Origin of the sequence: Novipirellula herctigrandis, from assembly GCA_007859835.1 — a bacterium.
In the GTDB taxonomy this organism is placed as follows: Bacteria; Planctomycetota; Planctomycetia; order Pirellulales; family Pirellulaceae; genus Novipirellula_A; species Novipirellula_A herctigrandis.
Window position 1 is genome coordinate 5282986 of the sequence record SJPJ01000001.1, and the last position, 13722, is coordinate 5296707.

Genomic DNA, 13722 nt, shown 5'->3' on the forward strand with positions numbered 1-13722 from the left:
CCGTTGAACGAGACAACAAGAGGCCGCATATTAATGTGGCGGTTCGGTTGGGCATGTACATTTTGCCCCTGAACAATCGCATAGCCCCTGAACAATCGCACGGACGCCAGCTGGTTGATACAAGGATGAAGAATTTTCGCCGCGCTCTAGGCGACGCATTTCGCTTTTGGCCGTTGCTATTGCTAGCAACGCTCTGTTCGGTTGGTACCGGGGCTCTGTGGGGTTCCAATATTGGTGCGCTTTTCCCGGTGATCAAAGTGACGATTGCTGGAGAATCGTTGCAGCAATGGGTTGATAACGAAATCGATGCCACGGAGAATCGTATCGTCTCCATCGAGAACGATATCAAAGCTGTCGAACAGCAATTTCAGGAAGCTGAGGCTGAGGATCAATTGCAAGTTGAAGCACTGAACGTCCAACTTGACGCAGAAATCGCCTCGCTCAAATCATCAAAAGCGATGAAACCTTGGATCGACGACTACATGCCTGCGAGCCCCTTTCAAACCGTCGTGTTTGTAATGTGTTTACTTTGCATCGGTACAGGAATCAAACATGTCTTGATGATTGCCAACACCTACGCGGTTTCGCTTATTGCAACCACCATCGCCCGGCAAATACGACAACAAATTTTTGCAAAGGCGCTTAGCATGGACCAGGCTGGTTTTGCGGGCTACGGAAACAGCGGGTTTGTTGCCCATATCACTCATACGACCGAAATGTTGTCGGGTGGAATTGTGAGTGTCTATGGTGGCGCGATTCGTGAGCCAATGAAATTGCTGTCCTGCTTGATCGGTGCAAGCCTAATTTGTTGGCGACTATTGCTGTTGAGTCTAGTTGTGGTTCCCGTTGTCGTGTTCATGATTGTGATGCTTAGCCGTTTCCTAAAGACGATTTGCCAGAAGTTTTTAGAGCAATCGATGGGATTGCATCATGTGATGCTTGAATCGTTGTCCAATATCCGAACGGTCCAGGCTTACACTCGCGAGTCGCACGAACAAGCAAGGTTCGACAAGGCGACTAGGGACATGCAAGGTTTCTCAATGCGAATTGTCCTATTCAACGCACTCAATCGTCCCGTCACTGAAATACTTGCATTGGGCATGATGGGGACGGCCATCGTTGCAGGTTCCTATATGGTCTTGAATCGCGCAACGATGATTTGGGGCATTCCGATCGCGGATCGACCGATGGGAGTTGCGTCAATGCTAATTTTCTTTGGGTTGCTTGTTGGGGCAACCGATCCAGTTCGGAAAATGGCGCAAGTCATTGATGGCATTAATACGGGGATGGTTGCTGCCAACATGCTTTATCCTTTACTAGACCGACAAGCGTTGATTGCCGATCCGACCGAACCAGTGGAAAGGCCAACTCCTCATCGCTTCATTGAGTTGAATCAAGTCCATTTTTCTTATGATGGGGTTCACAATGTTCTCAATGATGTTTCGCTGCAAATTCCGTTCGGTAGCAAGATAGCAATCATTGGTCCTAATGGAGCAGGAAAATCATCGCTGATCAACTTGATTTGCCGTTTTTATGACCCTCAACAGGGGGCCGTTTGTCTTGACGGTGTGGACATCCGTAGCCTCCGATTAAAAGACCTTCGTCGCCACATTGCCTTAGTCACACAAACAACCGAGTTGTTTAACGAAACAATTGCTTACAACATTGCTTATGGTGTCGAGCAAGCAACTCGCGAAGAAATCGTGGCGGCTGCAAAACTTGCGCACGCTGATGACTTCGTCACCAATGAGTTGCCTGAGCAGTATGACACTATGATCGGGCACAATGGTCTTCGGCTCAGTGGTGGACAAAGGCAACGCATCGCATTGGCCCGAGCGATTTTGCGTAATCCCGAGATACTGATTCTCGACGAGGCAACCAGCCAAGTTGATATGGAAAGCGAACGGCTGATCTTTCAAACTCTCGATGAATCCTGTAAAGATTGCACCGTTATTTTTATCACCCATCGTGCAACGATGCTCGACAGGGCGGACTTCTTGCTAAGTTTTGAGCATGGGACGATGACGATCGAGCGGCAACCTTGCGATACGACCACACATCAAGTTGCATAGTCGCTCCACAAAGGATTTCTTATGGCTACAACACTACATTTAAAAGACTTCGTGGGAGGTTGGCTGACCGGCAACTTTGACCCGTGTTTGGTACGCCAAGAGAACGTGGAAGTGGCTGTGAAGTGCTATTCCGCAGGAGCTCATGAGGCGAGTCATCATCATCGCATTGCGACCGAATATACGGTGGTCGCCACCGGGCGAGTTCGCATGTTCGATCGAGAATACATTGCAGGAGAAATCGTTCAAGTGGACCCGAATGAATCAACGGATTTCACTGCGATTGAAGACACGGTGACCGTCGTCTTGAAGTTTCCCAGTGAGCCAAACGACAAGTATTTAGACTGAATTTCTTACTCCGTTTTCACCATCAATCTAGTTTGAGGGCAAGGATGCTCAATATTGTAATTCCAATGGCTGGTCGGGGATCCCGGTTTTCAGAGGCCGGCTACCAGGACCCGAAGCCTTTGATTGACGTCCATGGTGTACCGATGATCCAAGCGGTTATCGAAAACGTCCGTCCCCAACGTCCTCACCGGTTCGTGTTTATTTGCCAAGAGGAACATTTAAAAGACTATCCATTGCCTCGCACTCTCAAACAACAAGCACCAAGTTGCCAAATTGTTTCGGTTAAAGGTGTCACACAGGGGGCTGCTTGTACCGTTCTGTTGGCAAAGCAATGGATTGATAACTCAAACCCTTTGATGATTGCCAATTGTGATCAATGGATTGACTATTCCATTGATGACTATCTTGACGCAACAGACCAAAGCGGTGTCGATGGTTTGGTGATGACGATGAGAGACAATTCGCCGAAATGGTCTTACATTGATCGTGATTCCACTGGCTCGATTCGAGGAATCGTCGAGAAAGAAGTGGTGTCAGATGAGGCGACCGTTGGCATTTACAATTTTGCTCGGGGATCAGATTTTGTCAGTTCCGCTTGTGAAATGATAAAAGCGAATGATCGGTCTAAGAACGAGTTTTATGTTGCACCGGTTTATTCTCGAATGATCCGCAAAGGGGCAAGTATTGCGACAAGTGACATCGGAGATGCTGGGAGTAAAATGCATGGATTAGGAACTCCCGACGACCTGACACGTTTTCTTGCTCGAGGATTCGAGAACAGAATTCAATCTTCCTTTTCGCAACGACGCGTTTCAGCTTAGACGAAGGTTCATTCGGATGTGGAAGTGGAATTTTATCTGTTGGCTCGTGTCGTTGATCACGAGCGATCCCAAAAAGCGAGGACACCACTTTCGCAGGTTGCGTGATCGTGTTAACGCTGAATTGGGCCGCTATGAAGATAATTGGGAAGTGACAAGAACCTATACGAAAACCTCGATTTGCCGTCCTGTTGTTCCAACATCGAAGACCAATATCGCGGTCGTCGTCCAGGGGCCTGTCATTGAAGAAGACAACCAGACCTTCGAATCATTAAAGTCCTATTTGGATCTGTTTCCTGGTAATCCCATTATCCTATCGACTTGGGATACTACGCCTCCTTCCACGTTGAGTGCGATCGAGAATCTTGGCGTTCATGTTGTGACTAGCCCGGAACCTGAGCATCCCGGGCCTGCCAATTTGAACATGCAAATCGTCTCAACACGTTGCGGTTTGAGGAAGGCCAAGGAACTAGGCACTCTCTATGCGGTCAAGACTCGAACCGATTCACGAATGCACGCACCGCGGATCGCAGACTATTTGGTAGGGTTGTTAAAAGCCTTTCCGATCGATCAAGGCGGTGCTCAACAAGAACGAATCGCTGTACTTGATCATGCAACACGGCTCTATATTCCCTATCACCCATCGGACATTCTAATGTTCGGACGCGTGGAAGATCTGACCCTTTATTGGTCCATGCCTTTGGCGGGACCGGAGGTCAAGTTGACGTATCCACAAAACTTTGACGAATGGGTTTCCGAACCGATGTCGGAGGTCATGCTCTGTCGGCATTTTCTTGAGCAACTCGACATTCCGCTCGACGGTAGCATTCAGCAGTGGTGGCGAATTCTATCGGATCGCTTCATTTGCGTGGACCGATCCTCTTTGAACTTCTTATGGCCAAAGTATAACTATCATCTTGACCACCGACTGAGTGACCTAGACGAGTACAGCAATTGGGCAGTCTGTACTTTTCGCGATTGGATCAATATCTCTCAGCAGAATCTAGATCCTCCAGTAACGCTTGAAGATTTACGAGGCCAAAAGCTTAATGCGATTCTGCCAAGTTTCGATATGGATTGGTGTCACAAGGTTCAGGAAGAAACGCATTCGCTGAGACATGTTGCGTGACTCTTGCGATCCGAGAACGGTTGACAGGAGTCGCTGACGCTACGCTAATAGAAGCAGCGTCTGGACACCTTTTTAGCTCTTCTCACTGATATCACGTGCGCACAATACTTATTCGCGTTCTCATGCGAACGCTTCTGGTTTGCTGGATCACACCAATATACGCCGAGGATTGGGCACAGTGGCGAGGTGCCGGTCGGGATGCCGTGCTCCATGAAACCGGGTTGATGGAGACTTTGCCCGATGGACAAATTCCTCGTCTTTGGACGCAGACCATCGGTGCTGGCTATAGTGGCCCGACGGTTGCCGCGGGGCGAGTCTATGTTACGGACCATGGCACGGGGGATGAAACACAAGAGGTCGAACGTGTACTTTGTTTCGATGCCAAAACCGGCAAGCCGCTGTGGCAGCACGTCTATCAAGTGGAGTACACGATTTCATACACCGCAGGTCCACGCGCTAGTGTGACGATTGACGATGGGAAAGCGTTTGTGGTTGGAGCGATGGGCGATTTTCATTGTCTTGATGCAGCCACAGGTGAAGTGGTCTGGGGCCGCGCTCTGGCGAAAGATTTCAAAGCCCGAATGCCGATTTGGGGTATCACTGCTTCGCCGCTTGTTTACAACAATTTGGTCATTCAAGTCGCTGCCGGTAAAGATGGCGCATGCGTGGTGGGATTGGACAAAGAAACGGGCGAAGAGCGGTGGCGGTCGCTAGATGAGAAGGCAGGCTACAGTGCCCCGATATTGATCCGCCAAGGAGATCAGGAGGTCGTGGTTTGTTGGACGGGCGAATCGGTCAGCGGACTTGACCCAGTGACGGGAAAGGTTTTTTGGGGCATTCCCATGTTGCCGAAACAGATGCCGATTGGGGTTCCGACGCCCGTGGTTCAAGACGACAAGTTATTTGTGTCGTCGTTCTATGATGGATCAATGTTGATCGAGTTTGATTTGGAAAAGCCAACGGCAAAGAAACTGTGGCATCGTGTCGGAGTGGATGAGAAAAACACTGACGCACTTCAATGCATGATCAGTAACCCAATCTTGAAAGGAGACTACATTTACGGCGTCGATAGCTATGGCGAACTTCGCTGTTTGAAAATGTCAAACGGCGATCGAGTTTGGGAAAACCTTACGGCAGTCAAACGGAATCGTTGGGGAACGATACACATCATTCGCCACGGTGATTCAGAAATTATGCTCAACGAACAGGGCGAGTTGATCTACGCAACACTTTCGCCCGACGGTTTCCATGAGCATTCTCGAGCCAAGCTGATCGGCCCGACTCGTGTGCAGTTAAACCGGCGCAATGGTGTCTGCTGGTCCGCACCGGCGATTTCCGATGGACACATCTTCGCTCGCAACGATGAAGAGTTGGTCTGCGCATCGCTGCTGGCGAAGTTGGATGATTAGTCGTCCATGCGAACGCCAATGCTCAGCAGGATATTCGCATAGCGCTGCAAATCGGCGGTTTGAATCGTCAAGACATGGTCTTCGGTCGCGACTGCTTCATAGAACGACCATTTGTCGATCGGTTCAAGCTCTAGATCGAGCCCTTCGTTTTTGATCGTTTGGCGATAGTCCTGCCATACTTCGGGATCGCCATCGAGGGCGTAGGGGCCGCTCGTTTCGGTCTGCATGGTTTGGATCTTTTCCACGGGTACCGCCGAAAGAACCGCCTCGAGAACTTGATTGCATGTTGGCACGCCGACCATCAAATTCAAACTCACGAGTTCTGCTCTTGGCCCTCGCTTGTTCGACGCTGGGTAGTTCCCGTCCGAAATGAGGATCGTACTGTGATGGCCTGCCGCGGCAATGGCTGCGGAAATTTGGGGGTGTAGGAGTTTGTGTCGAAGCATCTTGGAATCCAGTAGTAGAATGGAGAGAAACGACTCTTAGTTGTTAGCTGCCCGGTTTGCGATTCAATGTCACCTTTTACTTCGCGAAAGTGCAACTTTTTACCCACTTTTGCGGAGTGAAGGCGTCTCTTGTCGGCAGCACCTGAAAAAATACATTAGCAGTACGGGTGGTGGCATTTACCAATTCGTGGGTAAGATCAAACGGAGCAGACCCGTGGACAGGTCGCTATTATGCCAGAAACAAGATTCGTTGTAACGGAGCCTGCGTGTTCGAACGCCGATTAAAACTTGGAACCTATCTAGGGATTGATCTCTATGTCCATTGGACATTTGCACTGTTAATTGCCTACGTCGCCTTTGAATCGCAGACCGAAGGTCTCGGCGGAATGGCATTCGGCGTTTTGCAACTCTTTGGTGTCTTTCTTTGTGTCACCCTGCACGAGTACGGGCACGCGATGGCTGCTCGGCGGTTCGGGATTCCGACGATCGATATTACTTTATTGCCCATTGGCGGTGTCGCTCGACTGCAGCGAATGCCCCGCATTGCTTGGCAAGAATTGGTCGTTGCTGTCGCGGGTCCTGCTGTGAATGTCGTTATTGTAACCCTGTTGTTGGGCGGAATGCTCGTGCTTGGTACTTGGGGATACTTGTTTGCCGTGGTGGGATTGCCTACCGACGAAGCAACTTACGAAGCCGCGAACCAAGTGTTCGCCCAACCATCGATCTTTGGATTTGCTGTTGCGATGTTGGCGATCAACACGATGCTTGTCCTGTTCAACATGATCCCTGCGTTTCCAATGGACGGTGGACGCGTGCTGCGAAGTTTCTTGGCGATGGTGACGGATTACCGTACCGCGACCTATGTGGCTTCAAGGATTGGGATTGTGTGCGCTATCTTGATGGCAAGCGTGGGTATCTACTTCAAAGCCCCCGTGCCAGTGCTAATCGCCATGTTTATCGCTTATGCGGGAATGGCCGAAGCCAAGCAAGTCGAGATGATGGAATCGGTCCGTGGGTTACGGGTTGGCGATTGCATGGTTCAGTTTCCAACGTCCATCGCTATGGATGCCACGCTCGATGACGTTGCCGGGCGTTGGCAGGCCCTGTCGTCGGCAAGCTTGCCCGTGATTGCCACGGGCGGGATAGTCGTGGGCGTCCTTTCCTTTAAGGAAATTATTGCGGCGATCCAATCCGGAGTACCGCCACATACAACTGCGGGTCAATTAGCCGACCACGGCGTGCCATCGATTCATGTTGGCAGCAACCTCGAAGATGTTCTGTTGGGGACAGGCGGTAAGTACCGTCAAATGCCCGTGGTCGACGAAGCCGGTCGATTGATGGGCCTGCTCGATCTCGACTCGATGCTCGCACGAGGATCAATTGCAAAACATCTCGCAAGTCCCATCCCCGTCGGTCATTTTGACGCGCGTTCGTAACTTGAATCCTAGTTGCGAAGCAATCGATCTCGAATCGCTCGGATATGCATCGGGCCTGTGCCACAGCAACCACCAATGAGCGTTGCACCGAGTTCGATCCACTGCAACGCAAAGTCGCAGTACTGTTTGATGCCGTGTTCGGACACATTGGCAAATCCGAGGCAATCTTCGGCGGGGCCTGCATTGGCATAAGCACCGATCGGGACGTTGAGTTTTGCGCCAGCGAGCGATTTTACGAACGGAGTCGTCTGTGCCGCGCTCGTACAGTTCACCAGCACCGTCGCAGCGCCGGCATCGACGGCACACCGCGCACCTTCGGCCATTTCATAAGGGCTCAATAAGTCCGCATTCGGACCCGCCGTGAATGCGACCCAGGTTTCCAACCCCGTCTTAACGGATTCGTCCACCGCCACGATTGCTTCACCCACGTGCGGAAATGTCTCGCAAAGCACCAGATCGCATCCCGCCGAGGCCAATTCGATTGCCATCTCGGCATGCTCGTTTCGAGGGTGGCTCGGCGAAAGGTCAGGCCGGTAGCAGTCGAAAATTGGGGCAAGACTGCCAGCGATGCGGTGTCCGATCGGAACGGAATGGCGAGCGATTTCGACAGCTTTTGCAGTTAGCTCACGCCAATTGTTTCCAACGGTACGATGCCGCGTTCGAAACGTGTTAGCGGTATGCACCACCGCTCCCGCGTCCGCATAATCACGATGGATTTGCGACAGGATTTCAGGTGCTGTGTTGATCGCACGGGCGCTCCAGCTCGGCAAATCAACCGCTACGCCCCGACACGAAAGCTGCGTCCCGATGGGGCCGTCCAGTAGCACGATCGAGCTTGTCACTGTGATGCCTATGACTTCGAACCAAAATGCTCTAGTGCAACCGTTTGTGCACCTTTGATGTCCAACTTGCCTGTTCCTAGCAGTGGAATTTTTTCGACTTCCAAAAAACTGTCTGCCGATGGGATGAAGAGATTCGGCAATCCCGCCTTGTTGAGTGCGGCCCGAACTTTGTCGTAATCCTGGGCGGGTGGTTTGAACAGAACAATCAGCCGCTCACCTTTCTTGACATCGGGAACGGCAGTCACACAAACTCGTTGTCCCTCGTCATCATCGTTATCGGACGCGTCGCCATCGGCGTAGAGTCTCGCCAACTCGTCTTCGATGGTGACATGCGGAACCATTTCGCCACCAATTTTCGAGAACCGGCTTAGTCGTCCGGTAATATGTAGGAAACCTTGATCGTCCACATTGGCGATGTCGCCGGTAACGTACCATCCGTCTTGAATCGCCTTGCCCGTCAATTCCTCTTGGTTCGCATAGCCTTTCATCACATTGGGTCCTGTCACCAACAGCATGCCATCTTCGCCGGCGGCTAATTCCGACCCGTCATCAGTAGAGACGATTTTGGTGGAGATTCCAGGCAATGGCCGCCCGACGCTTCCTTCGTGGCGATCGATTTGGAACTTCGCATTCGAGCGAGTCGGCGGAATGTTCACCGACACCAATGGACTCAGTTCGGTGGTGCCATAGCCTTCTACCGGGCGCACACCGAATCGTTCTTCGAATGCATCGAATAGATCTCGGGGCATCTTCTCGGCACCGACCACGACCACATCGAGCGTCTTGAATTGTTGGGGTTCAACCCGACGTAGATAGCTACGCAAAAACGTCGGCGTTCCTAACAGGACCGTCGCTTTGTATTTTTTCGTCAGCTTTCCGATCTGGCGAGAATCGAGTGGATTGAAGTGATAAACGCCCGCAGGGCCGAGCGTATTGACGGCCCACAACGTGACTGCATACCCGAAAGAATGAAAGAAGGGCAAAATGCCCATCACGACATCGTGAATATTCAGCTTGATCGCACGTTCGATCGCATCGACGTTGTGGCTAATATTTGCTTGACTCAGCATCACTCCCTTGGGCATTCCCGTTGAGCCGCTGGTGAAGATGATCGTGAGCAAGTCATCTTTGTCTACTTTGTGAAGACCCAAAATTCGGTCAAGTAAAAACGTCGGCAGCAATCGACCTTGGACAAAGCCAATCAGCTTATCCATGATTGTCACTTTTTGGGCAAAAGAATCGAGCAGCACGATTTCGGCATCGAGTTGCAAATCTAACTTGCTCAAGAACTTTTCGCTTGTTAAGACATGCTTGATATTGGCTTCCCCAATACAGTGGTTCATCACATCGCTACTAACGGTGTAATTCAAATTCGCCGAAATGCGCCGGTCGAGAGCTAAAGCCACATTAGCGGCGACTCCGGCGACACTCGGGGGTAAAAGAATTCCGACGTACTGTTCGTCCTTGCTCAATACTTCGCGACGCAGAAGACGCCGGAGCACGAGAACGCGGACCAACATATCGCGGGCGTTCACTTCCGTACCCAATGAATCAGCGCACTGTAATAGACGTCCTTTTTTTCGCCATGTGCGGATCACTCGTCGTGCAAGCGCCGGGAAAGCGTCGCGATGTTCGATCGTCGCTCGCGCACCAAGTTGTTGCACCTGGGAGCGTACCATTTCAAGTGGTGTGTCGCCTGGAAGTGGCTTTCCAATGTACAACGTCAATCGCCGTCGCAGCATGGTCGGCCATTTCCAAAATAATTTGCCGCCTGAATAACTGAACGCGCTTCCCCACATTCCATCGAGCCACACGGGAACGATCGGTGCATCGGTTCCTTTGAGGATCTTCTGCACGCCTGGCTTGAACGCTTGAAGCTGTCCCGTTCGGGAAATGGTTCCCTCCGGAAAAATGCCGATCGAATCGCCTGCCTTCAAGCCTTCGCGAGCCGTCTTGAGGGCTCGGCCGATTGATTTCGGATTGCTTTTCATCAAGATGACGTCAAATCCGGCTCCTAGATATCGAGTGATAGCATTGTCGAAATTTTCGGCGTCGACGAGAAAACGGATGTTCTTGGGCAACATCCATAGGATCAAAATTCCATCGATCCACGAAACATGGTTACTGCCGACGACATAGCCACCTTCGGTGGGCAAGTTTTCGAGTCCGATGACTTCTTTTCGATACAACGCCCAAAGCAAAGGTCGCATGAAGCCTCGGATGAAACGTCGCGGCGAAAAAATCGCGACCGAAACGGTCAAAGCGACAATCAAGGCGGCCGCCAACAATCCAATTTGCAATCCACTCACGCGAGGTAGTCTCTCGAAAAATAATGCTGAAATAATTCCGTCTGGTTGCCCGATCGCGGCAAGCGAGTGAGCGTTCTCACCCATATCACCATAAACGACACGCGGGGCGAGCGAAATTAGACGTTTTCGATCAACCTTCTCGGATTCGTTCTCATCCAAGTATCAAGGGACACGTTATCGGCCCCTATTTCCGCGATTAGAAGCTGCTTCATGCGATTCATCGGCGTGGCACAGCCAGCGAAATGCGTCCGGCATGGGGCCCAGGCAGCCCCGCTTTGGTCGACGTGGACGGTTTGGTTACCAAGCGGATAGTCGCCGGGACCAAGCCCGGCTGCGCTGATCGCATCGCTCACGATAATGATATTTTCGTTAGGCACGCGTGCGAAATAGTTTTTTAGTGCAAACATGGGGACGTGATGCCCATCGGCGATAAAGCTAATCATTAGACGATCGGATCGGCTTAGCACTCGTTGGATCACATTGTCGTGACGAGGCTGTATCGCCGGACATCCATTGCCAAGATGGGTAAATAGGCGAAGTCCTGCATCGATACTTTGGTCCAATTGATCAAGCGAAGCGTTGCTATGTCCCGCAGCGACTGTGATTTGTTGATTCGTCAGAAAGTTTGTGACGGTTGCAGATTGGTCACATTCAGGAGCGAGCGTCAGGAGCCGAACGTGCCCACGACCGGCATCAACCAATTGTTGTGCATCACTTAAATTTGCCGGCCGAATAGCTGCTTTGGGATGAGCACCGACAAATCCGTCGTCGGGATTTAGAAACGGGCCCTCGATGTGGATGCCTGCTACCACATCGCGGATTTCGGAGACGTTGTCGATCGACTTCGCAATCCGATCGATTTGCGAAACCATTGACCGAAGCGGAGCGGTGATCACGGTCGCCAATATCGATTGGACGCCGTCCGCCTTCAATCGTTCGCAGGCCTCGACCATCGCGGCTTCGTCGGTTTTCTCCGAATTGAAGTCAACACCGCCGTAGCCGTTGACTTGCAAATCGACAAAGCCGCTCACTTCACCCGCTCCATACGGTCGAGCGTGTTTCGCGAAAGCTTGCTGGCTGCAGCGCGGTCGCAAGCGAAGTGGACCCCATGATGCCACTGCAAAATGCTGGCGGGCGTTTGCGGATCGATCGGTCCTTCTAAAGTTGCACGGACAGCGTTGGCTTTTCGCTCATCCGGGACCGTGCAATAGATCTGCTTCGCTTTCAAGATTTGCTGGATCGACATGCTGATCGCTTGCCTGGGGACATCCTCGATCGATTCAAACCATCCTTCACCGACTTGTTGGTGACGGCACGCCTCATCGAGTGTGACGGTGATGTAGGGATCGGTAATTTGAAAATCAGCAGGCGGATCGTTAAAGGCCAAGTGAGCATTCTCGCCGATTCCCACCAATGCAACATCAACGGTGGTTTCGCGGAGCAATCCGCCGATACGGTCAATGGTCTCGGTTGGCGGTTGGTTGCCGTACAAATAATGAAAGTCCGCCAACGGAACTCGCGAAACAAATCGTTCTTTTAGATATCGGCAAAAGGAAGCGGAGTGTTCTTCGGACAGCCCAATGTACTCGTCAAGATGGAACCCTTCGACACACGTCCAATCAATGTTCGGTTGCTTAATCAATGCGCCGAGCACCTCGAATTGAGACGAACCGGTTGCCACGATGATCGATGCTTTTCCTTGTTCTTCAATCGCTTGACGAAGGCATTCGGATGCTTGTTTGGCAACCCATTTGCCCATCGATTGCCGATTGGCCGCTAGCAGCATACGCATGATGTTTTTTGTGTTTTGCGAGACTCGATGAAGGAGGTGGCGTTATCGCTTCTGTGCCACAACGCCTTAATGCCTTCAGGTTATTGTGCCAGAGTTCTCATCCTATAGCGAGACCGTAGCGTGAGATGCAGTGAACAGCTCAGACGAGCTGTTTTTCAATGTTTGCGGCTACGGATTCCGGATTCATGTTCTCGTCAAGGCTAACCGTTCGAATTTCGCTAAATGAGCGGAACCATGTTTCTTGGCGTTTGGCGAGTTGGCGAGTGTGAATCGCGATGAATTCTTTTGCTTTTTCGAGATCATTGTCCGTTTCGAAGCTCTCAATCAATTCGCGGTAACCTACCGCTTGAGCTGCCGTCTTGGACAACGTCCCATAGTTATCGAGCAATCCTCGCACTTCCTGGACCAAACCGGATGTGAACATTTTATTGACACGTTCGTTAATGCGGTGGTGCAATTTCGCTCGGTCCCAACTCATCCAAAACACGTTACACGCCAAAGCGGCAACCGCTTGATCAAACTGGATTTGTCGGTGGCTCAGAGGTTGGCCCGTATGATATGCCACTTCCAGCGCGCGGATCATCCGGCGCGCATCCGTCGGCGCGATTCGATGGGCGGCTAGTGGGTCGACTTGCTGTAAACGTTGATGCAGTGCAAGCGGGCCAAATTGCGCGAGGTCCCGTTCGACACTCTGGCGAAAGGCTTCGTCGGCGGGCGGTCCTGGGTCAAAACCTCGCAGGACGGCCTTTAAAAACATTGGTGTCCCTCCGACAAAGATCGCAGGCGTGTTCTTCGCCTCGAGTTCATCGACGATTCGGTGGCTCTCTTTCAAATAACATGCCACACTAAATGATTCGTTTGGGTCAACCAAATCAATCAAATGGTGTGGTACCCGATTTTGATCTTCCAACGTCGGTTTCGCCGTGCCAATGTCCATTCCACGATACACGGCAATCGAATCAAGCGACAAAATTTCGCCGCCAATCCGCGCGGCCAATTCCAATGCAATTTCGCTTTTTCCCGACGCTGTGGGACCCGTGATAACGATCACTCGCTGAGCTAATGACGCGTAGGGGGCCAATGACGCGTAGGTGTCGATTCGATCGTCCATCGGCCCTGTTTGA

12 protein-coding genes are annotated in these 13722 nt (G+C 51.5%); 6 read left to right on the forward strand and 6 right to left on the reverse strand.

The window, feature by feature from the left end:
• The 5 genes from CA13_RS19310 to CA13_RS19330 form a co-directional block, all read left to right on the forward strand.
• Nucleotides 1–2072: ABC transporter ATP-binding protein (locus tag CA13_RS19310; protein ID WP_419194574.1), on the forward strand; the 2072-nt coding region annotated here is incomplete at its 5' end.
• 21 nt (nucleotides 2073–2093) lie between these two features.
• Nucleotides 2094–2417, forward strand: coding sequence for a hypothetical protein (locus CA13_RS19315; protein WP_146399384.1), 324 nt, complete (start codon nucleotides 2094–2096; stop codon nucleotides 2415–2417).
• 44 nt (nucleotides 2418–2461) lie between these two features.
• Nucleotides 2462–3238 (forward strand): glycosyltransferase family 2 protein, encoded by a 777-nt coding sequence (locus tag CA13_RS19320; RefSeq protein WP_146399386.1) that lies wholly within the window; start codon nucleotides 2462–2464, stop codon nucleotides 3236–3238.
• 16 nt (nucleotides 3239–3254) lie between these two features.
• Nucleotides 3255–4364, forward strand: coding sequence for a WavE lipopolysaccharide synthesis family protein (locus CA13_RS19325; RefSeq protein ID WP_146399388.1), 1110 nt, complete (start codon nucleotides 3255–3257; stop codon nucleotides 4362–4364).
• Between the two features lie 122 nt (nucleotides 4365–4486).
• On the forward strand, nucleotides 4487–5773 hold the full coding sequence (locus CA13_RS19330; protein ID WP_146399390.1) for an outer membrane protein assembly factor BamB family protein: 1287 nt from the start codon (nucleotides 4487–4489) through the stop codon (nucleotides 5771–5773).
• Here CA13_RS19330 and CA13_RS19335 read toward each other — a convergent pair.
• On the reverse strand, nucleotides 5770–6219 hold the full coding sequence (locus CA13_RS19335; RefSeq protein ID WP_146399392.1) for an RbsD/FucU family protein: 450 nt from the start codon (nucleotides 6217–6219) through the stop codon (nucleotides 5770–5772). The two genes, CA13_RS19330 and CA13_RS19335, sit on opposite strands and share 4 nt — an antisense overlap.
• 266 nt (nucleotides 6220–6485) lie before the next feature.
• On the opposite strand from CA13_RS19335, the gene CA13_RS19340 reads away from it, so the two are divergent.
• The gene (locus tag CA13_RS19340; protein ID WP_146399394.1) at nucleotides 6486–7655 is read left to right on the forward strand and encodes a site-2 protease family protein; all 1170 of its coding nucleotides are present in this window, start codon (nucleotides 6486–6488) and stop codon (nucleotides 7653–7655) included.
• 8 nt (nucleotides 7656–7663) lie between these two features.
• Here CA13_RS19340 and CA13_RS19345 read toward each other — a convergent pair whose 3' ends face one another.
• From CA13_RS19345 to miaA, 5 genes are all read right to left on the reverse strand, one after another.
• On the reverse strand, nucleotides 7664–8497 hold the full coding sequence (locus tag CA13_RS19345; RefSeq protein ID WP_419194575.1) for a homocysteine S-methyltransferase family protein: 834 nt from the start codon (nucleotides 8495–8497) through the stop codon (nucleotides 7664–7666).
• Between the two features lie 8 nt (nucleotides 8498–8505).
• Entirely contained in the window at nucleotides 8506–10965 is a 2460-nt protein-coding gene (locus tag CA13_RS19350; protein ID WP_419194576.1) for an AMP-binding protein, read from the reverse strand.
• Entirely contained in the window at nucleotides 10923–11837 is a 915-nt protein-coding gene (locus CA13_RS19355) for an N-acetylglucosamine-6-phosphate deacetylase (RefSeq protein ID WP_146399398.1), read from the reverse strand. The genes CA13_RS19350 and CA13_RS19355 overlap by 43 nt, the downstream gene beginning before the upstream one ends.
• Nucleotides 11834–12598 carry a glucosamine-6-phosphate deaminase gene (locus CA13_RS19360; RefSeq protein ID WP_419194577.1) on the reverse strand — a complete coding sequence of 255 codons (765 nt, stop codon included), beginning with the start codon at nucleotides 12596–12598 and terminating at the stop codon, nucleotides 11834–11836. Before CA13_RS19360 ends, CA13_RS19355 begins: the two co-directional genes overlap by 4 nt.
• A gap of 139 nt (nucleotides 12599–12737) precedes the next feature.
• Nucleotides 12738–13709 (reverse strand): tRNA (adenosine(37)-N6)-dimethylallyltransferase MiaA, encoded by a 972-nt coding sequence (gene miaA / locus CA13_RS19365; protein WP_146399402.1) that lies wholly within the window; start codon nucleotides 13707–13709, stop codon nucleotides 12738–12740.
• Between the last annotated feature and the right edge of the window lie 13 nt (nucleotides 13710–13722).